The 23,423-nt window shown below is 56.8% G+C and carries 23 protein-coding genes; 18 read left to right on the forward strand and 5 right to left on the reverse strand.

The window, feature by feature from the left end:
* Window positions 1-146: 146 nt before the first annotated feature.
* The 3 genes from fldA to ybfF all read right to left on the reverse strand — a co-directional run bounded on the left by fldA (window position 147) and on the right by ybfF (window position 2,018).
* Window positions 147-677: a flavodoxin FldA gene (gene fldA / locus HFD97_RS01450; RefSeq protein WP_167431127.1), complete on the reverse strand. Its 531-nt coding sequence runs from the start codon at window positions 675-677 to the stop codon at window positions 147-149.
* A 132-nt stretch (window positions 678-809) separates the two neighbouring features.
* Window positions 810-1,085, reverse strand: a complete 276-nt coding sequence (ybfE, locus tag HFD97_RS01455) for a LexA regulated protein (protein ID WP_009091450.1) — start codon at window positions 1,083-1,085, stop codon at window positions 810-812.
* Between the two features lie 168 nt (window positions 1,086-1,253).
* Complete coding sequence (gene ybfF, locus HFD97_RS01460; protein WP_009091448.1) at window positions 1,254-2,018, reverse strand: esterase; 765 nt, start codon at window positions 2,016-2,018, stop codon at window positions 1,254-1,256.
* Window positions 2,019-2,268: 250 nt separating this feature from the next.
* Between ybfF and seqA the strand changes: the two genes are divergently transcribed.
* Together seqA and pgm are read left to right on the forward strand one after the other, a co-directional pair.
* Window positions 2,269-2,817, forward strand: coding sequence for a replication initiation negative regulator SeqA (gene seqA / locus HFD97_RS01465; protein WP_009091446.1), 549 nt, complete (start codon window positions 2,269-2,271; stop codon window positions 2,815-2,817).
* A 26-nt stretch (window positions 2,818-2,843) separates the two neighbouring features.
* Window positions 2,844-4,484, forward strand: a complete 1,641-nt coding sequence (gene pgm / locus HFD97_RS01470; RefSeq protein ID WP_009091443.1) for a phosphoglucomutase (alpha-D-glucose-1,6-bisphosphate-dependent) — start codon at window positions 2,844-2,846, stop codon at window positions 4,482-4,484.
* 165 nt (window positions 4,485-4,649) lie between these two features.
* Here the strand turns inward: pgm and kdpE are convergent, their stop codons facing one another.
* Window positions 4,650-5,324 (reverse strand): two-component system response regulator KdpE, encoded by a 675-nt coding sequence (gene kdpE, locus HFD97_RS01475; protein ID WP_009091441.1) that lies wholly within the window; start codon window positions 5,322-5,324, stop codon window positions 4,650-4,652.
* 258 nt (window positions 5,325-5,582) lie between these two features.
* On the opposite strand from kdpE, the gene HFD97_RS01480 reads away from it, so the two are divergent.
* From HFD97_RS01480 to nei, 11 genes are all read left to right on the forward strand, one after another.
* Window positions 5,583-5,783 carry a YbfA family protein gene (locus HFD97_RS01480; protein WP_009091439.1) on the forward strand — a complete coding sequence of 67 codons (201 nt, stop codon included), beginning with the start codon at window positions 5,583-5,585 and terminating at the stop codon, window positions 5,781-5,783.
* A gap of 153 nt (window positions 5,784-5,936) precedes the next feature.
* A complete protein-coding gene (locus tag HFD97_RS01485; protein WP_009091437.1) occupies window positions 5,937-6,896 on the forward strand; it encodes a 2-thiouracil desulfurase family protein in 960 nt (319 codons plus the stop codon).
* 12 nt (window positions 6,897-6,908) lie between these two features.
* Window positions 6,909-8,333, forward strand: coding sequence for a deoxyribodipyrimidine photo-lyase (gene phrB / locus HFD97_RS01490; protein WP_167431126.1), 1,425 nt, complete (start codon window positions 6,909-6,911; stop codon window positions 8,331-8,333).
* Between the two features lie 18 nt (window positions 8,334-8,351).
* Window positions 8,352-9,095 (forward strand): type 2 GTP cyclohydrolase I, encoded by a 744-nt coding sequence (locus HFD97_RS01495; protein ID WP_167431125.1) that lies wholly within the window; start codon window positions 8,352-8,354, stop codon window positions 9,093-9,095.
* A 248-nt stretch (window positions 9,096-9,343) separates the two neighbouring features.
* The gene (pxpB, locus tag HFD97_RS01500) at window positions 9,344-10,000 is read left to right on the forward strand and encodes a 5-oxoprolinase subunit PxpB (protein WP_046101422.1); all 657 of its coding nucleotides are present in this window, start codon (window positions 9,344-9,346) and stop codon (window positions 9,998-10,000) included.
* On the forward strand, window positions 9,994-10,923 hold the full coding sequence (gene pxpC / locus HFD97_RS01505) for a 5-oxoprolinase subunit PxpC (RefSeq protein ID WP_167431124.1): 930 nt from the start codon (window positions 9,994-9,996) through the stop codon (window positions 10,921-10,923). The genes pxpB and pxpC overlap by 7 nt, the downstream gene beginning before the upstream one ends.
* On the forward strand, window positions 10,913-11,650 hold the full coding sequence (gene pxpA, locus HFD97_RS01510) for a 5-oxoprolinase subunit PxpA (protein WP_009091428.1): 738 nt from the start codon (window positions 10,913-10,915) through the stop codon (window positions 11,648-11,650). Before pxpC ends, pxpA begins: the two co-directional genes overlap by 11 nt.
* 50 nt (window positions 11,651-11,700) lie before the next feature.
* A complete protein-coding gene (locus tag HFD97_RS01515; protein WP_009091426.1) occupies window positions 11,701-12,429 on the forward strand; it encodes a DUF969 domain-containing protein in 729 nt (242 codons plus the stop codon).
* Complete coding sequence (locus HFD97_RS01520; RefSeq protein ID WP_141629823.1) at window positions 12,426-13,445, forward strand: DUF979 domain-containing protein; 1,020 nt, start codon at window positions 12,426-12,428, stop codon at window positions 13,443-13,445. Before HFD97_RS01515 ends, HFD97_RS01520 begins: the two co-directional genes overlap by 4 nt.
* A 6-nt stretch (window positions 13,446-13,451) precedes the next feature.
* On the forward strand, window positions 13,452-14,099 hold the full coding sequence (gene pcp / locus HFD97_RS01525; protein WP_046101426.1) for a pyroglutamyl-peptidase I: 648 nt from the start codon (window positions 13,452-13,454) through the stop codon (window positions 14,097-14,099).
* Between the two features lie 11 nt (window positions 14,100-14,110).
* Window positions 14,111-14,899, forward strand: a complete 789-nt coding sequence (nei, locus tag HFD97_RS01530; protein ID WP_167431123.1) for an endonuclease VIII — start codon at window positions 14,111-14,113, stop codon at window positions 14,897-14,899.
* Window positions 14,900-15,261: 362 nt separating this feature from the next.
* On the opposite strand, the gene HFD97_RS01535 is transcribed toward nei, so the two are convergent.
* A complete protein-coding gene (locus tag HFD97_RS01535) occupies window positions 15,262-16,545 on the reverse strand; it encodes a citrate synthase (protein ID WP_009091420.1) in 1,284 nt (427 codons plus the stop codon).
* Between the two features lie 633 nt (window positions 16,546-17,178).
* Between HFD97_RS01535 and sdhC the strand changes: the two genes are divergently transcribed.
* The 5 genes from sdhC to sucA all read left to right on the forward strand — a co-directional run bounded on the left by sdhC (window position 17,179) and on the right by sucA (window position 23,415).
* Window positions 17,179-17,568 (forward strand): succinate dehydrogenase cytochrome b556 subunit, encoded by a 390-nt coding sequence (gene sdhC / locus HFD97_RS01540; protein ID WP_009091418.1) that lies wholly within the window; start codon window positions 17,179-17,181, stop codon window positions 17,566-17,568.
* Complete coding sequence (gene sdhD / locus HFD97_RS01545) at window positions 17,562-17,909, forward strand: succinate dehydrogenase membrane anchor subunit (protein ID WP_009091417.1); 348 nt, start codon at window positions 17,562-17,564, stop codon at window positions 17,907-17,909. Before sdhC ends, sdhD begins: the two co-directional genes overlap by 7 nt.
* On the forward strand, window positions 17,910-19,676 hold the full coding sequence (sdhA, locus tag HFD97_RS01550; protein ID WP_009091415.1) for a succinate dehydrogenase flavoprotein subunit: 1,767 nt from the start codon (window positions 17,910-17,912) through the stop codon (window positions 19,674-19,676). It begins immediately after the preceding gene.
* A gap of 14 nt (window positions 19,677-19,690) precedes the next feature.
* Window positions 19,691-20,407 carry a succinate dehydrogenase iron-sulfur subunit gene (locus tag HFD97_RS01555; RefSeq protein ID WP_009091413.1) on the forward strand — a complete coding sequence of 239 codons (717 nt, stop codon included), beginning with the start codon at window positions 19,691-19,693 and terminating at the stop codon, window positions 20,405-20,407.
* Between the two features lie 200 nt (window positions 20,408-20,607).
* Entirely contained in the window at window positions 20,608-23,415 is a 2,808-nt protein-coding gene (sucA, locus tag HFD97_RS01560; RefSeq protein ID WP_009091412.1) for a 2-oxoglutarate dehydrogenase E1 component, read from the forward strand.
* The last annotated feature ends 8 nt before the right edge of the window (window positions 23,416-23,423 follow it).

Here is a 23,423-nt window from a genome sequence, read left to right on the forward strand (position 1 = left end):
CGTCATACCGCCTGAGCTAATACGCGGAAGATCGATGCGGGTATTCTACAGATTAAACGAAGAAAGTTAAAAAAATGTGGCTATTATTTCTATAGGAAATTCCATTGCCTCAATGTGAGCTGGCGCGCACATTGAGGCGGGGTGCATCAGGCTTCGATGATCTCTTTCAGCTGCAGTTCATCAAAAATCTGCTTAACCCACTGATCGACGCGCTGGCTGGTCAGCTCAGGCTGACGATCTTCGTCAATGGCCAGGCCCAGGAAGTGCGTCTCATCAGCCAGACCTTTTGAGGCTTCGAAATGGTAGCCTTCTGTTGGCCAGTTACCCACGATAACGGCGCCGTGCGGCTCGATAATGTCGCGGATTGTGCCCATCGCATCACAGAAATATTCAGCGTAATCTTCCTGGTCGCCACAGCCAAACAGGGCAACCAGCTTGCCGTTGAAATCGATCTCTTCCAGCGTCGGGAAGAAGTCATCCCAGTCGCACTGCGCTTCACCGTAGTACCAGGTCGGGATGCCCAGCAGCAGGATATCAAACGCTTCCAGGTCTTCTTTTGTACTTTTCGCGATGTCATGCACTTCTGCAACATCTTTACCCAGCTGTTTCTGGATCATTTTTGCAATGTTTTCGGTGTTGCCGGTATCGCTGCCAAAGAAGATGCCTACGAGTGCCATGAGTAAAATAACCTCTTAAATCCTGATAATGAGATGTGTGCCGCAGCACATTTCTGCGAATAATAGCAGACGAGACAAACCCGCGGAACGGTTAAAGCCTCGACATTTGCTCCTGCGTGCGATTTGCCCGCATCAATCCAGTTTGAGCTGTGCCAGCAGCATCTGTTCAATCAGTTCGCTGCGGCTGAGATTACGCTGCGCGGCCAGCGAATTGAGTGCGTCGACGGCCTCACTGTTCATTTTCAGTTCGACACGACGCAGTCCGCGCCCTTTGTCACGTTTCAGTTGATTGCGCTTATTGATGCGCAGCTGTTCATCACGCGAAAGCGGACTGGTTTTGGGGCGACCCGGGCGGCGCTCATCAGCAAACAGATCGAGCGTCGTGCGGTCAGTGTGTTCTTTTGCCATGGCTTAGTAAAACTGAATGGGTGCGGGCGCCAGACGCTCACCGCGCAGATTATAAATTATTGGCCGTTGCCACAGAAAAATCGACCTGCGGCAAAATTTTAGCGCGCCATCATACTGCACGCTTACTCCGGACGCCAATCCTAAACCTTTACTGCCATCTATTTGCTTTTAAAGCGCAAAAAAGCGCCGCACACTGCGCAAAACGGCATCGGGCTTCTCGGCATGCACCCAGTGGCCCGCACCGCCGATCACGTGGGCCTGCGCCGCCGGGAACTGCTGAAGTAACGCATCGCGATAGCGGTTATCCAGGTAACTGGAGTCGCCGCCGCGGATAAAGAGAGCCGGATGAGGCCAGGCGGGAACAGGCTGCCAGCCAGAAAGGGTAGGGTAGTTATCCCACAGCACCGGCACGTTAAAGCGCCATTGCCCGTCATGAAATGACTTCAGCAGGAACTGAATGACCCCTTCTTCTTCAATCACCGGCCGCATAATGCGGGCCGCCTCGCTGCGCAGCGTCACGCCTGCCTCTGAGACGGCGCGAATACCGGCAAAGATCAGGTCGTGACGCCGGGTCTGATAATCGACCGGCGCGATATCGATCATCACCAGCCGCTCAATGCGATCCGGCACCAGCGCGCTCATGGTCATGGCGATTTTACCGCCCATCGAATGACCGATGACCGCGACGCGATCGATGCCGTGCGCATCCAGCGTATCGACCATATCCTGCGCCATTACAGCGTAGTTCATCTCCTCCGATCGCGGCGAGAGTCCATGGTTACGGACATCCACCTGCAGCAGTGGCCCGGCATCTTTCAGGCCACGGGCCAGCACGCCGAGGTTGTCCAGACTGCCAAACAGACCGTGAATAAGCAGGATGGGCAGAGAATCAGCAGGGGATTGTTCAGTTTGCAGACGGGCGTTCAAAATCATAGCAAAGTTCTTAAGTTTGAGACCTGAGCTTAGGTTATCATGGTTTCACCTTTTCAGGCGCGCCGGTTCCGGCGGCATTAGGACATATTCTGACTTTTGCCCGTAAACCGTTTGATTGCTAACAACCCGCCTGAATTTAACTTTATAATCCTCATGTTAGAACCCGCACATCCGTTGAATTGTCTGACTATACTCAGGGCTTTTCAGGAAAGAGGTGGTTCTGTCATGAGAAAGAACCGTACGGAATAAGATGAAAACGATCGAAGTTGACGAAGAGCTCTACCGTTATATTGCCAGCCACACGCAGCACATTGGTGAAAGCGCATCTGACATTCTGCGTCGTATGCTGAAGTTTACGGCCGGTCAGACGGCACCCGCTTCGCCGGCTCAGCCTGCCTCAAAAGATGCAGCGAAAGAGGCGCCGTCTGCGCCTGTGGGTTCACGCCCGCAGGATCGTGTGCGCGCGATGCGTGAGCTGCTGCTCTCCGATGAATATGCGGAGCAGAAGCGGGCGGTCAATCGCTTTATGCTCGTTTTGTCAACGCTCTATCGTCTTGATACCGCAGCCTTTGCTGAGGCCACTGCATCGCTGCAGGGCCGCACCCGCGTCTACTTTGCAGGTGATGAGCATACGCTGTTGCAGAATGGCACCCATACTAAGCCGAAGCATGTCCCCGGCACGCCGTACTGGGTGATCACCAACACCAATACCGGCCGTAAATGCAGCATGATCGAACACATCATGCTGTCGATGCAGTTCCCTGCGGAACTCACCGAAAAAGTTTGCGGCACCATCTAAAACTTAAGCGTCAGGGAGCAGCGCCGATGGCCAATCACCCACGTGCCGGGCAACCCGCCCAGCAGAGCGATTTGATTAACGTTGCACAATTAACGTCACAATATTATGTCCTGCAGCCCGATGTGGCGAACCCGGAACATGCGGTGAAATTTGGCACCTCTGGCCATCGCGGCAGTGCAGGGCGTCAAAGCTTCAACGAGATGCACATTCTGGCGATTGCACAGGCGATTGCGGAAGAGCGTAAAAAGAACGGCATCACCGGGCCTTGCTACGTCGGCAAAGATACGCATGCGCTCTCTGAGCCGGCAATCCTGTCGGTGCTGGAAGTGCTGGCAGCGAATGGCGTTGACGTGATTGTGCAGCAGGACAATGGCTATACGCCGACCCCTGCCATCTCAAATGCGATCCTTGAGCACAACAAATCGGGTGGCCCGCTGGCTGACGGCATCGTGATTACGCCGTCCCATAACCCACCGGAAGATGGCGGCATCAAGTACAACCCACCTAATGGCGGACCGGCTGATACCAACGTCACCAAAGTGGTGGAAGATCGCGCCAATCAGCTGATCAAAGATGGCCTGAAAGAGGTTAAGCGTCTGCCACTGGAGCAGGCACTGGCCAGCGGTCATGTGGTCGAGAAAGATTTGATTCAGCCTTACGTTGAAGGCCTGGCCGAAATTATCGATTTCCCGGCTATCCAGAAAGCGGGCCTGAAGCTGGGCGTTGATCCGCTTGGTGGTTCAGGTATCGCCTACTGGCAGCGCATTGCGGAACACTACAAGCTGGATCTGACGCTGGTCAATGACGCGGTCGATCAGACTTTCCGCTTTATGCATCTGGATAAAGATGGCGTGGTGCGCATGGACTGCTCGTCTGAAAGCGCCATGGCAGGCCTGCTGGCTTACCGCGACAAGTTTGATCTGGCATTCGGTAACGATCCTGATTATGACCGTCACGGCATTGTGACCCCGGCGGGTCTGATGAATCCAAACCACTATCTGGCTGTGGCGATTAACTACCTGTTCCAGCATCGTCCGCAGTGGGGCCAGGACGTTGCCGTCGGCAAAACGCTGGTTTCCAGCGCCATGATTGACCGTGTGGTTAATGACATTGGTCGCAAGCTGGTGGAAGTGCCGGTCGGCTTCAAGTGGTTTGTTGATGGTCTGTATGACGGCAGCTTCGGCTTCGGTGGCGAAGAGAGCGCGGGTGCCTCATTCCTGCGTTTCGATGGTACGCCGTGGTCAACGGACAAAGATGGCATCATCATGTGTCTGCTGGCGGCTGAGATTACTGCCGTGACCGGTAAAAACCCTCAGCAGCATTACGATGAGCTGGCTGCACGCTTTGGTGCTCCTAGCTACAACCGTCTGCAGGCATCAGCGACTTCCGCGCAGAAAGCGGCGCTGTCGAAGCTCTCTCCTGAGATGGTCAGCGCGGATACACTGGCAGGTGACCCGATCACCGCTCGCCTGACGGCAGCACCGGGCAATGGCGCATCCATTGGCGGTCTGAAAGTGATGACGGAGAATGGCTGGTTTGCGGCCCGTCCGTCAGGCACTGAAGACGCCTACAAGATTTACTGTGAAAGCTTCCTGGGCGCAGAACACCGCGCGCAGATCGAGAAAGAAGCAGTAGAGATTGTCAGCGAAGTGCTGAAAAACGCCTGATCCGTCGGGCAATGAAAAGGCGCCGCGGGCGCCTCAGACTGCTCCCTTACTCGCATCAGGGCATATCCTGCTGCAGCGGATTAACCTGTTCCCTGAGCAGGCTCCGTCTTACAGCGATAGCTACCCGATTCTGTCAGTATCAGAAGGCGCCTCTGGCGCCTTTTTTCATGGCATAAAACGGTAGCCGATGCCAGTTTCTGTCAGCAGATGCGCAGGCTGTGTCGGATTGGCCTCCAGCTTCTGACGCAGATGTCCCATATAGATACGCAGATAGTGGCTGTGCTCCACCGCATTCGGTCCCCAGACCTGGCTCAGCAGTTGCCGCTGTGTCAGCACCTTCCCGGCATTGTTCAGCAGAATACTCAGCAGGCGAAATTCAATAGGAGTGAGGTGAACCTCACTGTCGCCGCGCTGCACCCGTCGTGCGGCAAAATCGACGCTGACATCGGCAAAATGAACCCGGGCGTCGGGCTGCTGGCTGCTATGACGGCGCAGCGCAACCCGCACGCGCGCCATCAGTTCGCCGATGCCAAAGGGTTTTGTCAGATAGTCATCCGCACCGGCATCCAGTGCCGCGATCTTATCCTGCTCATCACTGCGCGCGGATAACACAATCACCGGCATGGCGCTCCACTGGCGCAGATCGCGGATAAAATCGGTGCCATCCCCATCCGGCAGGCCCAGATCCAGGATAACCAGATCGGGTTTACGGGTCGCTGCCTCAATCAGTCCGCGCTGCAGCGTATCTGCATCAAAAACTTTAAGGGCTTCACTCTCCAGTGCGAGCCGGACAAAGCGACGGATCTCTTTTTCATCTTCAACGATCAAAACCGTGGTCACGCAATACCTGCCTTAACGGGGTGCCGAAGCGCTACTTTATCAATATTTCTGGCTGCCGTCCGGCGGCTTCATCGGTCGGCCACTTTCAACTCTTCAATAACCTTGCGATAACCTTTGTGTAACTTAATTACAGGCTGATTCTTAAACAGCAAAAATAGCGGTAATTAAGTGGTCAGACGAGTAGTAAAACTACACAATCTGGCGTAAAGTTAGACACAGATCACATTCGCACCGTTTCGCTCGCCGGGAGGAAAAACCATGTATCAGGCTTATCCACGCTACAAAATTATTGCACGCCGCACGCTGGTGGTTCTTCTCGGCGTTATGGCGCTTCCTGTCATGCTTTTTCGCCAGGATCGCGCCCGTTTCTACAGCTATCTGCACCGCATCTGGTGTAAAACCAGCGCCAAACCGGTCTGGCTGGCGCAGTCAGAAGCGGCAGGCGGCGTCTTCTGGTAAAGCCTCCTGTCAGCAAGCAGGCCCGGTCAGCAGACCGGGCTTTTTTTTACTTTTTTTCTACAATAATGAGAGCAACCTGTTGCTTTAACGCTGTCTTCCTGACCATTTTACGCTACACTTAAACCTCTACAAGATTTCAGAGGTTGTACAAGTATGAGCAATAAAATCCCCGTTGGAATCAGTGCATGCCTGCTCGGCGATAGCGTCAGGTTTGATGGTGGCCATAAGCGTCTTACTTTTGCGACCCAGGATCTTACGCCCTTTGTCCGTTTTGAGCCGATCTGTCCTGAAATGGCAATCGGTTTGCCTACACCGCGTCCGGCATTACGGCTGGTGAAGCAGGGCGATGATGATGACTTGCACCTCTGCTTCAGCAAAGATGGCGGGGAAGAAGTCACCCGCCAGATGCGTGACTGGTCAGCAGAGCGGGTAAAATCGCTGCATCATCTTTCGGGCTACATCCTGTGCGCCAAATCCCCCAGCTGTGGCATGGAGCGTGTGCGGGTCTATGAACCTGACACCAACAACAACCGCAAAGTCGGCACCGGCATCTTCGCTGAATTTCTGCAGCGCGAAATGCCCTGGCTGCCGCTGGAAGAAGATGGTCGCCTGCACGATCCGGCGCTGCGTGAAAACTTCATCGGCCGCATCTGTGCGCTGCATGAGTTTAATCAGATGTGGCAACAGGGACTGACCCGCCACGGGCTGATCGCCTTCCACAGCCGCTACAAGCTGATGATGCTGGCGCACTCGCAGGAGAAATATCGCGAGCTGGGACCTTTTGTCGCTTCCATGAGTCAGTGGGATTCGCTGGACGCCTTTGCGTTTGAATACCGCAACCGCATGATGGCGCTGATGTCTCGTCCCGCGTCACGCCGCAATCACACCAATGTCCTGATGCACGTGCAGGGCTATTTCCGCCGTCAGCTCAGCTCGCCACAGCGTCAGGAGCTGGCCACGCTGATCGATCGCTATCGCCAGGGGACGCAGCCGCTGCTGGTGCCGATCACCATCCTCAAGCACTACATGGCGGAGTTCCCGCATCCGTGGCTGGCTCAGCAACGTTATTTTGACCCCTATCCCGAAGCCTTGTGCTTACGCTACGGACAGTAATTCAGGAGGCGTATGACCACCCATCTGGTCTGGCTGCGTAACGATTTACGCATCAACGATAATCTGGCGCTGCACGCCGCCTGTCGCGACAGCAAGGCGAACGTCATTGCGCTCTTCCTGGCGACGCCGGAACAGTGGCAACAGCATGAGATGTCACCTAAACAGGCTGCCTTTATCCACGCCAGCCTGCTGGAAGTGCAGGATGCGCTGGCAGAGCGGGGCATCAGACTGCACTACCAGGCGTGTAACACCTTCAGCGACAGCATTGATGCTCTGGCAGCGTTTTGTGAAAAGCAGAAGGTCGACCAGCTTTTCTATAACTATCAGTATGAGGTCAATGAGCGTCAGCGTGATGCAGAAGCTGAAAAGCGTCTCGACAAGGCGGGGGTTATCTGTCAGGGATTTGATGACAGTCTGCTGCTGGCACCCGGTAGCGTACAGAGCGGCGACCGCTCCATGTATAAGGTGTTCACGCCCTTCAGCAAAGCCTTTGTCCGACGTCTTCAGCAGGGATTGCCGGAGTGCGTCCCTGCGCCAAAAGCGCGTGAAGGCGCACCGCTGAAGACCCAGGCGATTCCTGCATTTGACTACCCCAAAGGCGAGTTTGACCGGGATCTTTTTCCGCCAGGCGAAACCGCGGCGCTGAAGCGTCTGCGCCACTTCGCTAAACAGCCGGTGCTGGACTATCCAGATAAACGCGATCTGCCTGCGCTGGATGCGACCAGCCGTCTGTCGGTTTATCTGGCAACAGGCGTGTTGTCGCCCCGCCAGTGTCTGCATCGTGTCCTGCATGAACATCCCGATGCGCTGGACAACAGCCGCGCATTTACCTGGCTGAATGAACTCATCTGGCGTGAATTTTACCGGCATCTGCTGGTCGCCTATCCGTCCCTGTGCCGCCATAAGCCCTTTGTTGACTGGACGCACCGGGTGGAATGGCAGCGCAATGAGGCCCATTTCGACGCCTGGAAAGCCGGGAAAACGGGCTTTCCGATCGTTGACGCTGCGATGCGGCAGATGAAGGAGATGGGCTGGATGCATAACCGGTTACGCATGATCACCGCCAGCTTTCTGGTGAAAGATCTGCTGATCGACTGGCGCGAAGGGGAGCGCTATTTTATGCAGCAGCTGATTGATGGCGATCTGGCGGCGAACAATGGCGGCTGGCAGTGGGCCGCGTCAACCGGGACGGACGCCGCACCCTATTTCCGCATCTTTAACCCGACGACCCAGGGCGAGCGCTTCGATCCGCAGGGCGATTTTATCCGCCACTATCTGCCGGAACTGGCCGATGTCCCCGACAGCGATATTCACCAGCCGCACCGCTGGGCGGAGAAGTATCATAAGAAACTCGATTATCCGGCGCCAATCGTGGATCATAAGGCCGCACGTAAAAAGACATTAGACGCCTTTGAGCGCGCCAAAAGCGCCGCCTGAGGCCTCGCAGGAGCCTGAATGAATCATTACGAACTGGAGGCGCTGATTAATCAGCATCTCAACAGCCACACCTTCAGCGATTATGCCCCCAACGGTTTACAGGTTGAGGGACGCAGTGAGGTTAAGCGGGTTATCACCGGTGTCACTGCCTGTCAGGCATTGCTGGATGAGGCAGTCGCCCGCGAGGCCGATGCGATAATCGTCCATCACGGTTATTTCTGGAAAAGCGAACCGGCCGCGATTAAAGGGATGAAGCGCCGCCGTCTGCGGACCCTGCTGGCGAATGATATCAATCTCTACGGCTGGCACCTGCCGCTTGATGCGCACCCGGAACTGGGCAACAACGCGCAGCTGGCAAAACTGCTGGATATTGAAATCCGGGGTGAAGTGATGCCGCTCGTTTTCCATGGGGAACTGGCAGAGCCGCTCTCCGGCGAACAGCTGGCCAGCCGAATCGGGGAGCGGCTGGGACGCCAGCCGCTGCATTGCGGTGACAACGCGCCGGCCCTGATTCGCCGTATTGCCTGGTGCAGCGGAGGCGGGCAGGGCTTTATCGACCAGGCTGCGGCCGCAGGCGTCGATGCTTACCTAACCGGTGAAGTTTCTGAACAGACCATCCACAGTGCGCGTGAGCAGGGGCTGCACTTCTTTGCCGCAGGGCACCACGCTACCGAGCGGGGCGGCGTAAAAGCGCTGGGCGAGTGGCTGGCGCAGCACCACAATCTCGACGTAACCTTCATCGATATTCCTAACCCTGCCTGATGTCCTTCCCGGTCCTGCGCACCTGCGCAGGGCCTTATTTCCTGACGCTATTCCTGCTGCTGCGCGCCTGCGCAGGTCCTTATTCTCGATGAGAACCCACGCTGCTGCGTGCCTGCAGCGGAGCTTATTGATTGACATCTTCCTGTCACTTTCGCATAACTGTTTGCTTTATGTAGATAAGGCACTGGCCGAGCCGCCTCTTTTGGCGGCACAGCCAGGCGCGGTCTCAACTGAGCGGGAGGTAGCGGTTGCAACGAGCACGGTGTTATTTATCAGGGGAACGCGCTGTCGTGCTGGAGCTGGAACCGCCGGTTTCACTGGAGAGCCAGCAACGCATCTGGGGACTCAATCAGCGGCTGCGCGATCATGAGAGCGTGCAGGAAGTGATCCCCGGCATGAACAACATCACCCTGATCCTGCGCGATCCCCAGCAGAATGCGCTGGATGCGATAGAGCGTCTTCAGCGCTGGTGGGAGGAGAGTGAGGCGGAATTTCCCGCGTCACGGGAGGTGTCGATCCCGGTGATCTATGGCGGCTCCACTGGCCCCGATCTGACCGTAGTGGCGGAACATGCCGGACTGACGCCCCGTCAGGTGGTTGAGCTGCACAGCAGCAGCGAATATGTGGTGTTTTTTATCGGCTTTCAGCCCGGTTTCCCCTATCTCGGCGGACTCGATTCCCGTCTGCACACGCCTCGCCGTGCTGAACCCAGAGTCGCGGTGCCCGCCGGATCGGTCGGCATCGGTGGCAGCCAGACCGGCATCTATCCGCTGGCCTCGCCCGGTGGCTGGCAGCTGATCGGACATACCTCCACCGCGCTGTTCGATCCGCGCCAGCAACCGCCTGTGTTGCTGCGTCCCGGCGACCGCGTGCGCTTTGTGCCGCAACAGGAGGGCGTATGTTAAACATTCTGCGAGCCGGGCTGGCCACCACGATTCAGGATGCCGGTCGCACTGGCTGGCGGCAGTATGGCATCAGCCCCGGCGGCGTGCTCGACTATCCCGCTATGTTTACCGCCAACGTGCTGGTGGGCAATGCGCCCCACAGCGCAGTGCTGGAGATCGTGCTGGGCCAGTTTAAAGCGGAGTTTACCCGCAATGGCTGGTTTGCGCTGACGGGGGCGGGCTGTCAGGCGGAGCTGGATGGTCAGCCGGTCTGGACAGGCTGGCGCACCGCAGTAAAAAAAGGGCAGGTACTCTCGCTGGCAATGCCGAAGCGCGGCATGCGCAGCTATCTGGCGGTGCAGGGCGGTTTTGATCTGCCGGAAATGCTCGGCTCGCTCAGCACCGATCTCAAAGCGGGTTTTGGCGGCTTCAAAGGGCGAATCTTACAGGATGGCGATCGCCTGCCGCTGGGCAAACCGACCCGGACGTTCGACCGCAAAGCCGGGGTGCGGCAACTGCTGTGGGGCAACCGGATTCGTGCGCTGCCCGGTCCGGAGTACCACGAATTCAGCCGCGACGCGCAGCAGGCATTCTGGCGCACCGCCTGGAAACTCAGCCCGCAAAGTAACCGGATGGGCTACCGGCTGGAGGGGCGGCAACTCAGTCGTGAAAATCCGCGTGAACTGCTGTCACACGGCGTCATGCCGGGCGTGATTCAGGTGCCACCCAGCGGACAGCCCATCGTGCTGATGGCGGATGCCCAGACCACCGGTGGCTATCCACGCATCGCCTCGGTTATCGAAGCCGATCTCTATCACCTGGCACAAATCCGTCTGGGTGAACCTGTTCACTTTATTCACTGCACCCTGCCGGAGGCGATGCTGGCGCGCCAGCATCAGCAACGCGCACTGGATCAGATGATGTGGGGGCTTAATGAAGATTGATTTAAATGCCGATCTCGGCGAGGGCTGCGCCAGCGATGAGGCACTGCTGCAACTGGTCACTTCTGCCAACATCGCCTGTGGCTTCCATGCGGGTGACGCGCAGACCATGCTGCAGTCGGTGCGCTGGGCGCAGGCATCGGGCGTGGCCATCGGCGCGCATCCCTCGTTCCCCGACCGGGAAAACTTTGGCCGCCGCGCCATGCAGCTGCCGCCGGAGACGCTTTACGCCCAGATGATCTACCAGATTGGCGCGCTGAAAAGCCTGGCGGAAAGTGAAGGGGCGCGGCTGGTCCACGTCAAACCGCACGGCATGCTCTACAACCAGGCTGCAGCCGATCCGGTGCTGGCTGACACCATCGCCCGCGCCATCAGGGCGGTTGACAGCCAGCTGATCGTGACTGGGCTGGCTGGCAGCGAATCGATCCGCGCCGCGGCGCACTACGGCTTACGCACCCGGGAAGAGGTTTTTGCTGACCGGGGTTACCTGAGCAGTGGGGCACTGGTGCCGCGTAGCGAACCGGGCGCACTGATTGAGGATGAACAGCAGGCCATTGATCAGACGCTGACGATGGTCCGGCAGGGCAAAGTCAGAAGTATCAGTGGTGAATGGGTCGCGGTGAATGCGCAGACCGTCTGCTTACATGGCGACGGCGCACACGCGCTGCAGTTTGCCCGGCGGTTGCGTGATGCCTTCGCCGCTCAGCAGATTGCGGTTACCAGCGCCTGAATAACATTTAGCCCGGCTTATGCCGGGTTTTTCAACTCTGAGGGAAAACCATGGAAAGTGCAGTCAATCTCTGGCCGTTACTGGGCATTGCCGCCATCGTTATCGGCTTCGTGTTACGTTTCAATCCGGTGCTGGTCGTGATCGTCGCCGGATTCGTCACCGGTCTGGCGGCGATGATGCCGCTGGCGGACATTTTGGAAAAGCTCGGCGCCGGTTTTCTGAACACCCGTAACCTGCCGCTGATTCTGCTGCTGCCGCTGGCGGTCATCGGCCTGCTGGAGCGTCACGGGCTGAAGGAGCGGGCACAGGCATGGATCGCACAGATAAAAACGGCCACCGCCGGACGTCTGCTGATCGTCTATCTGTTTGTCCGTGAAATCACCGCCGCGCTGGGATTAACCAGCCTGGGTGGCCATCCGCAGATGGTACGTCCGTTGCTGGCCCCGATGGCAGAGGGGGCAACGGAAAACCGCTATGGTGAGATCACGCCTGAACTGCGCTACCGGCTGCGCGCCATGTCTGCGGCCACCGATAATGTCGGCCTCTTCTTTGGTGAGGATATCTTCGTGGCATTTGGCGCGATTATCTTTATGCATAACTTTATGCAGGAGTCAGCCGGGATTCAGACCGAACCGCTGCACATTGCGTTATGGGGCATTCCGACCGCGCTTGCCGCCTTTCTGATCCACTCGGCGCGTCTGATGCGTCTGGATCGTCAGCTGGCGCGGGAACTGCAGCAGCTGAACAATCAGGCGCTGAAAGCCCGGGGAGGTGAATAATGTTCCAGCAACAATATCTGATGTGGCTGGCGGGCGTTATCCTGCTGGTGGTCGCGATTCTCTCCTGGCGCGACAGCGCAAACCCGCGCCGTTTTACCACCGGACTCTTCTGGGCGTTGTATGGCCTGGTATTTCTGGTGGGGGACTGGACGACGCAGATGATGAGCAGCCTGATGGGCTCGGATGCTGCAGGCACCCGAATGCTGCACATCACCATCGGTGTCATTGTGGTCGTGATGGCATTGATCGCCGGTTTCGGGGGTGTCCGGCTGGGTCGTTATCATCAGCGCAGTGATGAAGAGAAGCAGGCCAGCGCAGGGCGTCTGGGCAATAAACTGTTTCTGCCCGCGCTGGCGATCCCGGTCGTGACTGTGATCGGTGTGCTGGCGTTTAACCATATTCCCGGTCTGCAGGATGCGGTTTTCGGCCCCGGCAACCACGCTACGCTGGTGACGCTCTTCTCCATGATGGTGGGCTGTCTGATCGGCTGGCTGGTGGCGTTAAAACTGACTCATGAAAAACCGGTGCAGTCGATGCAGGAGACCCGCCGTCTGCTGGATTCGGTTGGCTGGGCCTTTATTCTGCCGCAAATTCTCGCCACCCTGGGACTGCTCTTTACCAGCGCGGGCGTGGGCGGTGCGATTTCGCATCTGACTGAGACCTGGCTGGCGGTAGACAACCGCTTTGTCGCGGTCACCGTTTATGCCGTCGGAATGGCGCTGTTGACCATGATCATGGGTAACGCTTTTGCCGCGTTTCCGATTATTACCGCAGGCGTCGGCATCCCGATCTTAGTGCTGCAGCACGGCGGTAATCCGGCGGTGATGGCCGCGATTGGCATGTTCTCCGGCTACTGCGGCACCCTGATGACGCCGATGGCGGCCAACTTCAATATCGTCCCGGCCGCGCTGCTGGAACTGCCGGACCGTAACGCGGTGATCAGGGCTCAGATTCCAACCGGTGTGCTACTGTTAATTGTTAACATTTTCCTGCTCTATTTCCTGATGTTTCTGTGAGGCCGCATGAAAACTGTTCTGATGACCGCCTTTGAACCCTTTGGCGGTGAAACGATTAACCCGTCATGGGAAGCGGTCCGTGCACTGGAGGGCAAACAGATCGGTGACGCCATCATCGTTATCCGCCAATTACCTGTCGTCTTCCGCGATGTGCTGACGGTGCTCTATCAGGCACTGGATGAAATTAAACCGGATCTCATTCTGTCCGTGGGGCAGGCGGGGGGCCGCAGCGATATCAGCGTTGAACGTATCGGCATTAATGTGGATGACGCCCGTATCCCGGACAACGCCGGTCATCAGCCGGTGGATGAGCCCGTAGTCGCGGGCGGTCCGGCAGCCTACTTTTCCCGTCTGCCGATCAAAGCGATCGTTGCGGCCGTGCGCGAAGCGGGCATTCCCGCCTCGGTTTCACAAACCGCCGGCACCTTTACCTGTAACCGGGTGATGTATGGCCTGCTGCACTGGCTGGCGCAGCAGGAGCGTCCGGCGCGGGGTGGTTTTATCCATATCCCTTATCTGCCCGAGCAGGCGGCGCAGCATCCCGGTGTGCCGAGCATGGCGGTCGCAACGATTATCAGGGCGCTGGAAATTGCAGTGCAGGTGACGCTGGAAACCGGCGACGACATAAAACAGGTGGGCGGAGCCACCCATTAAGAGGATGAAGGATGCCTGAAGGACCGGAAATCCGCCGTGTGGCGGATAAACTTGAAGTCGCGATTGTGGGGCAGCCGCTGAAAGAGGCGTGGTTTGCATTTCCTCAGCTGAAAACCTACGAACCGGCCCTGATTGGCGAGCAGGTGCAGGCGATTGAGACGCGCGGAAAGGCGTTGCTGACGCACTTCAGCAATGGCCTGACGCTCTATAGCCATAACCAGCTCTACGGCGTCTGGCGCATCGTCAAACCCGACACCGAACTTAACACCACACGTCAGCTGCGGGTGCGGCTGGCGACGGCGGGCAAAGCGATTCTGCTCTACAGCGCCTCCGACATTGAACTGCTCAACGCGGATACGCTGGCGGCCCATCCGTTCCTGAATCGTATCGGGCCGGATGTGCTGAGCAGTGGTGTGACGGTGGATGAGGTCAGGGAGCGGTTGCTCTCACTCCGCTTCCGGCGACGCCAGTTCAGCGGTCTGCTGCTGGATCAGGCGTTTCTTGCCGGGCTGGGCAACTACCTGCGCGCTGAAATCCTCTGGCTGGCACAGCTGCTGCCTCACCATAAGGCTCAGGAGCTGAGCGACGATCAGCTGACTGCTTTCAGTGAAGCACTGCTGTCGGTACCGCGTCACGCCTACCGGATGCGCGGAACCATGAAGAAATATCATGAGGAAGCGGCCTTTCAGTTTGAGGTGTTTCACCGCCAGGGCAAGTCGTGCCGGCGCTGTGGCACAACCATAGAGAAGGGCACGCTCTCATCGCGGCCTTTTTACTGGTGTCCGGGCTGTCAGAGGTAGAGAGAGTGATTCCTGCGGCGCCATCATAAGCAAAAGCAGGTTGAGTCCGGCCGCGGCAAACAGGTCAAAAGCGCAGGGAACAGGGTCAGAGGAGGAAAGCGTCCCGCGCCAGGGAAGGCGCGGGCCGAGCGGCCATGGATGGCCTGAGCGACTTTCCGATCTGACCCTGTTCCCTGAGCAGGCTCGGTCCCGCAGCAGCAGTGACTGTGCAGACCTCATTTCATCAGGCATGTGAAGGGAATTACAGAGGGAAAGAAGGGCTTCGCAGAGGAAAGGTTTGCTATGCAGGCGCGGCATAACCGCTCGCCGCGCCAGATCAGAATCACGTCGCCAGGCGGGGATCGCTCCCCGCCATCACGAACTTACTTCTCCAGCTTAGAGCTGAATTCACGCTCAGTGTAACCGGTGTAGAGCTGACGCGGACGGGCAATCTTCATGCCTTCGTCGTGCATCTCTTTCCAGTGTGCAATCCAGCCAACGGTACGGGCCATCGCGAAGATCACCGTAAACATGGAGGAAGGAATCCCCATCGCTTTCAGAATAATACCGGAGTAGAAGTCGACGTTAGGATAGAGCTTACGCTCGATGAAGTACGGGTCGTTCAGCGCGATGTGTTCCAGCTCCATCGCCACTTCCAGCAGGTCATCTTTCATACCCAGCTCATTCAGGACTTCATGGCAGGTATCACGCATCACTGTCGCGCGTGGATCGTAGTTTTTGTAAACACGATGACCAAAGCCCATCAGACGGAAGGAGTCATTCTTATCCTTGGCACGTTTAACGAACTCAGGAATGTGCTCAACGCTGCTGATCTCTTCCAGCATACGCAGTGTCGCTTCGTTTGCACCGCCGTGCGCCGGTCCCCACAGGGAGGCGATCCCGGCGGCGATACAGGCAAACGGGTTCGCACCACTTGAACCGGCGGTACGTACTGTTGAGGTAGAGGCGTTCTGCTCATGATCAGCATGCAGAATCAGAATACGGTCCATGGCGCGTTCCAGCACCGGATTAACTTTGTACTCTTCGCATGGCGTAGCGAACATCATGTGCAGGAAGTTACCGGCATAGGAGAGGTCGTTGCGCGGATAAACAAATGGCTGGCCGATGGAATATTTGTAACACATCGCTGCCATGGTCGGCATCTTGGAGAGCAGACGGAATGCTGCGATTTCGCGGTGGCGCTCAATGTTTACATCCAGCGAATCATGGTAAAACGCCGCCAGTGCGCCGGTCACACCGCACATCACCGCCATCGGATGCGAGTCACGACGGAAGCCGTGGAACAGACGGGTAATCTGCTCATGAATCATCGTATGACGGGTAACGGTGGTGCGGAACTCATCAAACTGCTTCTGATCCGGCGCTTCGCCATTCAGCAGGATGTAGCACACTTCCAGATAGTTAGAGTGGGTCGCCAGCTCAGAAATAGGGAAACCACGGTGCAGCAGGATACCTTCGTCACCATCAATAAAGGTGATTTGCGATTCGCAGGACGCTGTAGAAGTGAAACCGGGATCGAAGGTGAACAGGCCACTTGCACCCAAAGAGCGGACATCAACCACATCCTGGCCCAGCGAGCCTTTCAGCACGTCCAGTTCAATAGATGTTCCATCTTGCAGGGTTAGCGTTACTTTTTTATCTGTCATTTTCGTCTCCATAGCGCCTTATGTAGGTAAGGATCTTTAGACACCTGAAACGCGTTCATGTTGCGGTTGGCAAAACAACACAGTATCACTCTGCGGCGATCAGGCCTGTGCAGGGTACAGAGTGAGCGGCGCGTTCCCAGCGGGAACCTGTGAGCCATGGACATGCTGCATATCGCGGTTGTTAAAGATCCGGTCAGGACATAACTTCTTGGTAACCAATAACCTGATGCTTTTTAATGCTCATTATCGCAATGTTACATAACTTGCGCTTAGGGGAAAGTGTATCCCCATAACTTTTGTGCATCATAGGAATTTACAGGCTTAGTTTGTAACTGAATTGTTGAACTATTGTCAAATCAGATAATTAAAATTGTATCAATTGTGAAAATCGTGAGTATGATCACTGTTCTACCTAAAATATACCAAAGAGTTTGTAGGGGAATTGTAATCAGAATGTGATCCTCCTATACTCCAGGCAGGTCTCCGGAACACCCTGACACCAGGAGCCACCCAGCGTTTACTACCGCGTCAATTAACACTGGATGTTGCTTGTTTGGTGACGGTTAAAGTCTGCCACGCGTTGTGATTAGACTCCGCCTCAGGTCCGGAGGAAGCAAAATAAAAAAGAGCTGTGTGGGCAAAACCGTGAAAAAACAAAGACCTGTCAACTTGGATCTCTCGACGATCCGGTTTCCCGTTACTGCAATATCATCCATTCTTCACCGCGTCTCCGGCGTAATCACCCTGGTTGCCATTGGCATCCTGCTGTGGCTACTCGGTCTCTCTCTCTCCTCTCCTGAAGGTTTCCAGCACGCTGCGTCCATTATGGATGGCTTCTTCGCGAAGTTCATCATGTGGGGCATCTTAACGGCGCTGGCCTATCACGCGGTGAGCGGGATTCGTCATATGTTGATGGATTTTGGTTATCTGGCTGAAACGCTGCAGGTCGGTAAGCGCTCAGCACATATAACTTTTGTGATCACTGTCGTGCTGGCAATTCTGGCGGGAGTCCTCGTATGGTAAGCAATGCATCCGCATTGGGTCGCAACGGCATCCAGGACTGGCTGCTGCTGCGCGCAACTGCAATTCTCATTACGCTCTACATCGTCTACATCCTCGGTTTCGTGGTGATGACAGACACGCTGACGTATGACCTGTGGCGTGGCTTCTTCGCCTCCGCCTTCACCAAAGTGTTCACGCTGCTGACGCTCTTCTCCATTCTGATCCACGGCTGGATCGGGATGTGGCAGGTGTTAACAGACTACGTTAAATCGCTGCCAACCCGTTTGTTGCTGCAGTTTGTGATTGTCGTGGCGCTGTTGTGGTATGCGATTTATGGCTTTGTTGTGGTGTGGGGTGTGTAAATGAGTTTGCCAATCAGAGAATTTGATGCCGTGGTGATCGGCGCAGGTGGCGCAGGAATGCGCGCCGCACTGCAAATCTCCCAGGGCGGCCAGAGCTGTGCCCTGTTATCCAAAGTTTTCCCGACCCGTTCCCACACGGTATCTGCGCAGGGCGGTATCACCGTTGCGCTGGGTAATACCCACGAAGATAACTGGGAATGGCATATGTATGACACCGTCAAAGGTTCCGACTATATCGGTGACCAGGACGCGATTGAATATATGTGCAAAACCGGCCCGGAAGCGATTCTGGAGCTGGAGCATATGGGCCTGCCATTCTCCCGTCTGGAAGATGGCCGCGTTTATCAGCGTCCGTTTGGTGGCCAGTCGAAAAACTTCGGCGGCGAGCAGGCGGCACGTACGGCGGCGGCCGCTGACCGTACCGGTCACGCCCTGCTGCATACGCTCTATCAGCAGAACCTGAAAAACAAAACCACCATCTTCTCGGAGTGGTACGCGCTGGATCTGGTGAAAAACGCCGATGGCGCGGTAGTGGGTTGTACCGCTATCTGCATCGAAACCGGCGAAACCGTCTACTTCAAAGCGAAGGCGACCATTCTGGCGACCGGCGGTGCAGGCCGTATCTACCAGTCCACCACCAACGCCCACATCAACACCGGTGACGGTGTCGGTATGGCGCTGCGCGCAGGCGTGCCGGTGCAGGATATGGAGATGTGGCAGTTCCACCCAACCGGCATCGCGGGTGCGGGTGTGCTGGTCACGGAAGGCTGCCGTGGTGAAGGTGGCTACCTGCTGAACAAACATGGCGAGCGCTTCATGGAGCGTTATGCGCCAAACGCCAAAGACCTGGCGGGCCGCGACGTGGTTGCGCGTTCGATGATGATTGAAATCCGTGAAGGTCGCGGCTGTGACGGTCCGTGGGGCCCGCACATCAAATTGAAACTCGATCATCTGGGTAAAGAGGTGCTGGAATCGCGTCTGCCGGGTATCCTGGAGCTGTCGCGCACCTTTGCTCACGCCGATCCGATCAAAGAGCCTATCCCGGTTATCCCGACCTGCCACTACATGATGGGCGGCATTCCGACCAAAGTAACCGGTCAGGCGCTGCGCGTGAACGAGCAGGGCGAAGATGTGGTGATTCCTGGCCTGTTCGCCGTCGGCGAAATCGCCTGTGTTTCGGTGCACGGAGCCAACCGTCTGGGTGGTAACTCCCTGCTGGACCTGGTGGTCTTTGGCCGCGCGGCGGGTCTGCATCTGCTGGAGAGCATCCAGGAGCAGGGCGACCTGCGTGATGCGACCGAAGATGAAATCGCCGTGGCGATGGAGCGTTTCAACCGCTGGGAAAACAACACCACCGGTGAAGACCCGGTTGAGATTCGCAAAGCGCTGCAACGCTGCATGCAGAACAACTTCTCGGTCTTCCGTGAAGGTGATGCGATGGCACAGGGTCTGGAAGAGCTGAAAGAGATTCGCCAGCGCCTGAAGTCAGCGCGTCTGGATGACCGCTCACCCGATTTCAACACCCAGCGTATTGAGTGCCTGGAGCTGGATAACCTGATGGAGACGGCTTTTGCCACGGCGGTCGCGGCTAACTACCGCACCGAGAGCCGCGGTGCGCACAGTCGCTTCGACTTCCCGGATCGTGATGATGAAAACTGGCTGTGCCACAGTCTTTATGTCCCGGAAACCGAAAGCATGACGCGCCGTGAGGTGAACATGCAGCCGAAACTGCGCGCGGCCTTCCCGCCGAAAGTGCGCACCTACTAATTCCGGAGACGACGATGAGACTCGAGTTTTCAATTTATCGCTACAATCCAGACGTCGACGACAAACCGCGTATGCAGGATTACACGCTGGAATCGGAAGATGGTCGTGACATGATGCTGCTGGATGCGCTGATCCGCCTGAAAGAGAAAGATCCGACCCTGGCCTTCCGTCGCTCCTGCCGTGAAGGTGTCTGCGGCTCTGACGGCCTCAACATGAACGGTAAAAACGGTCTGGCCTGCATCACGCCGGTATCGGCACTGGGCAACGGAAAACAGAAAATTGTTATCCGTCCGCTGCCGGGCTTACCGGTCGTGCGTGACCTGGTAGTAGACATGAGCCAGTTTTATGCACAATATGAGAAAATTAAGCCTTTCCTGTTGAATAATGGGGAAAATCCGCCTGCACGTGAACATCTGCAGTCACCGGATGAGCGTGAACATCTGGATGGCCTGTACGAATGTATTCTCTGTGCCTGCTGCTCAACCTCCTGCCCGTCATTCTGGTGGAATCCGGAGAAGTTTATTGGTCCAGCCGGTCTGCTGGCCGCATACCGCTTCCTGATTGACAGCCGCGACACTGAAACCGAGTCGCGCCTCGACAATCTGAATGATGCTTTCAGCGTATTCCGCTGTCACAGCATTATGAACTGTGTGAGCGTATGCCCGAAAGGGCTGAACCCGACGCGCGCCATCGGCCATATCAAGTCGATGCTGCTGCAGCGCGGTGCATGATGTGTACTTGCCGGGAACCTCAGGTTCCCGGTGTTTTACGGAAGCCTCTGTAAGCGCGGTGATGACCACGTTTACAAAGGTTCCCTTACGGGCCACGCGCGCTGCGCAGAGTGCTCGTATCGCTGAACTCACTACGGCAAACCGCGAAAGCGGCAACAAATGAAACCTCAAAAAAGCATAGCAATGCTTAAGGGATCACAATGCAGAACAGCGCGATGAAACCCTGGCTGGACTCTTCCTGGCTGGCCGGCGCGAATCAGTCTTACATAGAGCAGCTCTATGAGGATTTCCTGACCGATCCTGACTCTGTCGATGCAGTGTGGCGCTCGATGTTCCAGCAGTTACCGGGCACCGGAATGAAACCTGAGCAGTTTCACTCCACCACACGTGAGTACTTCCGTCGCCTGGCGAAAGACGCATCTCGTTACACCTCATCTCTTTCCGATCCGGAAACCAACTCCAAGCAAGTGAAAGTGTTGCAGCTGATTAACGCGTTCCGTTTTCGCGGTCATCAGCACGCCAACCTCGATCCGCTTGGCCTGTGGAAACAGGACCGGGTGGCCGATCTTGATCCCGCTTTTCACGATCTGACCGAGGCCGATTTTCAGGAAAGCTTTAACGTCGGCTCTTTTGCCATCGGCAAAGAGACCATGAAGCTGGCCGATCTCTTCGAGGCGCTGACCCAGACTTACTGCGGCTCGATTGGTGCGGAATATATGCACATCAACAACACCGATGAGAAACGCTGGATCCAGCAGCGTCTTGAGTCCGTGGCGGGCCGTGCAGCGTTCAGCAACGAAGAGAAAAAAGGTTTCCTGAAAGAGCTGACCGCCGCAGAAGGGCTGGAGAAATATCTGGGAGCGAAATTCCCGGGTGCGAAACGCTTCTCGCTGGAAGGTGGCGACGCGCTGATTCCGATGCTGCGCGAAATGATCCGTCATGCCGGTAAGAGCGGAACCCGTGAAGTGGTGCTGGGTATGGCGCACCGCGGCCGTCTCAACGTGCTGATCAACGTGCTGGGTAAAAAGCCGCAGGATCTGTTCGACGAGTTCGCCGGTAAGCACAAAGAGCATCTGGGCACCGGTGATGTGAAGTACCACATGGGCTTCTCCTCTGACGTGGAAACGGAAGGCGGCCTGGTGCATCTGGCGCTGGCGTTTAACCCGTCGCATCTGGAGATCGTCAGCCCGGTGGTGATGGGCTCGGTTCGTGCCCGTCTCGATCGCCTTGATGAGCCAGCCAGCAATAAAGTTTTACCGATCACCATTCACGGTGATGCGGCCGTCATTGGTCAGGGCGTGGTTCAGGAAACCCTGAACATGTCTCAGGCGCGCGGTTATGAAGTGGGTGGCACGGTTCGTATCGTGATCAACAACCAGGTGGGCTTTACCACCTCTAACCCGAAAGATGCGCGCTCTACGCCATACTGCACCGACATCGGCAAAATGGTGCTGGCGCCGATTTTCCATGTCAACGCTGATGACCCGGAAGCGGTGGCCTTTGTTACCCGTCTGGCACTCGACTACCGCAACACCTTTAAGCGTGATGTGTTTATCGATCTGGTCTGCTATCGCCGTCATGGTCACAACGAGGCGGATGAGCCAAGCGCGACCCAGCCGCTGATGTACCAGAAAATCAAAAAACACCCGACGCCACGCAAAATCTACGCCGACCGTCTGGAAGGTGAAGCCGTTGCCACGCAGGAAGATGCGACCGAGATGGTCAATCTTTACCGTGACGCGCTGGATGCGGGCGAATGTGTGGTGCCGGAATGGCGTCCGATGAGCCTGCACTCCTTTACCTGGTCACCTTACCTGAACCATGAGTGGGATGAGCCTTATCCGGCGCAGGTTGAGCTGAAACGTCTGAAGGAGCTGGCGCTGCGTATCAGCCAGGTGCCTGAAGAGGTGGAAGTTCAGTCGCGTGTCGCCAAGATCTACAACGATCGTCGCCTGATGGCCGAAGGTGAAAAAGCCTTCGACTGGGGCGGGGCAGAGAACCTGGCCTACGCCACACTGGTCGATGAAGGCATTCCGGTGCGCCTGTCGGGCGAAGATACCGGTCGCGGCACCTTCTTCCACCGTCACGCTGTTATTCATAACCAGGCGAATGGCTCTACCTACACCCCGCTGCACCATGTGCACAGTGGTCAGGGCCAGTTTAAAGTCTGGGACTCCGTGCTGTCCGAAGAGGCGGTGCTGGCCTTTGAATATGGCTACGCAACGGCTGAACCGCGCATCCTGACCATCTGGGAAGCGCAGTTTGGTGACTTCGCCAACGGCGCACAGGTGGTTATCGATCAGTTCATCAGCTCCGGTGAGCAGAAATGGGGCCGCATGTGTGGTCTGGTGATGCTGCTGCCGCACGGCTATGAAGGTCAGGGGCCGGAGCACTCCTCTGCGCGTCTGGAGCGTTATCTGCAACTCTGCGCTGAGCAGAACATGCAGGTCTGCGTGCCTTCAACCCCGGCGCAGGTTTACCACATGCTGCGTCGTCAGGCGCTGCGCGGTATGCGTCGTCCGCTGATTGTGATGTCACCGAAATCACTGCTGCGTCATCCGCTGGCGATCTCGACGCTGGATGAACTGGCAAACGGCAGTTTCCAGCCGGCAATTGGTGAAATTGACGATCTCGATCCGCAGGGCGTGAAACGCGTCGTGCTCTGTTCCGGTAAAGTCTATTACGACCTGCTGGAGCAGCGTCGTAAAAACGAGCAGACCGATGTGGCCATCGTGCGCATCGAGCAGCTCTATCCTTTCCCGCATCAGGCGGTACAGGAAGCATTAAAAGCGTATTCTCACGTGCAGGATTTTGTCTGGTGTCAGGAAGAGCCGCTGAATCAGGGCGCCTGGTATTGCAGCCAGCATCACTTCCGTGAAGTTGTGCCGTTTGGCGCGACCTTACGTTATGCAGGCCGCCCGGCATCCGCCTCACCGGCCGTGGGTTACATGTCCGTACACCAACAACAGCAGCAAGACCTGGTTAATGACGCGCTGAACGTTAATTAATTAAAAGG

Source organism: Pantoea sp. EKM103V, from assembly GCF_011800365.1.
Lineage (GTDB): Bacteria > Pseudomonadota > Gammaproteobacteria > Enterobacterales > Enterobacteriaceae > Pantoea > Pantoea anthophila.

Excerpts from the sequence above, each read along its gene's own strand:
- fldA (WP_167431127.1), bottom strand. The coding sequence starts at position 677 with ATGGCACTCGTAGGCATCTTCTTTGGCAGCGATACCGGCAACACCGAA.
- ybfE (WP_009091450.1), bottom strand. The coding sequence starts at position 1,085 with ATGGCAAAAGAACACACTGACCGCACGACGCTCGATCTGTTTGCTGAT.
- ybfF (WP_009091448.1), bottom strand. The coding sequence starts at position 2,018 with ATGATTTTGAACGCCCGTCTGCAAACTGAACAATCCCCTGCTGATTCT.
- seqA (WP_009091446.1), top strand. The coding sequence starts at position 2,269 with ATGAAAACGATCGAAGTTGACGAAGAGCTCTACCGTTATATTGCCAGC.
- pgm (WP_009091443.1), top strand. The coding sequence starts at position 2,844 with ATGGCCAATCACCCACGTGCCGGGCAACCCGCCCAGCAGAGCGATTTG.
- HFD97_RS01480 (WP_009091439.1), top strand. The coding sequence starts at position 5,583 with ATGTATCAGGCTTATCCACGCTACAAAATTATTGCACGCCGCACGCTG.
- HFD97_RS01485 (WP_009091437.1), top strand. The coding sequence starts at position 5,937 with ATGAGCAATAAAATCCCCGTTGGAATCAGTGCATGCCTGCTCGGCGAT.
- phrB (WP_167431126.1), top strand. The coding sequence starts at position 6,909 with ATGACCACCCATCTGGTCTGGCTGCGTAACGATTTACGCATCAACGAT.
- HFD97_RS01495 (WP_167431125.1), top strand. The coding sequence starts at position 8,352 with ATGAATCATTACGAACTGGAGGCGCTGATTAATCAGCATCTCAACAGC.
- pxpC (WP_167431124.1), top strand. The coding sequence starts at position 9,994 with ATGTTAAACATTCTGCGAGCCGGGCTGGCCACCACGATTCAGGATGCC.
- pxpA (WP_009091428.1), top strand. The coding sequence starts at position 10,913 with ATGAAGATTGATTTAAATGCCGATCTCGGCGAGGGCTGCGCCAGCGAT.
- HFD97_RS01515 (WP_009091426.1), top strand. The coding sequence starts at position 11,701 with ATGGAAAGTGCAGTCAATCTCTGGCCGTTACTGGGCATTGCCGCCATC.
- pcp (WP_046101426.1), top strand. The coding sequence starts at position 13,452 with ATGAAAACTGTTCTGATGACCGCCTTTGAACCCTTTGGCGGTGAAACG.
- nei (WP_167431123.1), top strand. The coding sequence starts at position 14,111 with ATGCCTGAAGGACCGGAAATCCGCCGTGTGGCGGATAAACTTGAAGTC.
- HFD97_RS01535 (WP_009091420.1), bottom strand. The coding sequence starts at position 16,545 with ATGACAGATAAAAAAGTAACGCTAACCCTGCAAGATGGAACATCTATT.
- sdhD (WP_009091417.1), top strand. The coding sequence starts at position 17,562 with ATGGTAAGCAATGCATCCGCATTGGGTCGCAACGGCATCCAGGACTGG.
- sdhA (WP_009091415.1), top strand. The coding sequence starts at position 17,910 with ATGAGTTTGCCAATCAGAGAATTTGATGCCGTGGTGATCGGCGCAGGT.
- HFD97_RS01555 (WP_009091413.1), top strand. The coding sequence starts at position 19,691 with ATGAGACTCGAGTTTTCAATTTATCGCTACAATCCAGACGTCGACGAC.
- sucA (WP_009091412.1), top strand. The coding sequence starts at position 20,608 with ATGCAGAACAGCGCGATGAAACCCTGGCTGGACTCTTCCTGGCTGGCC.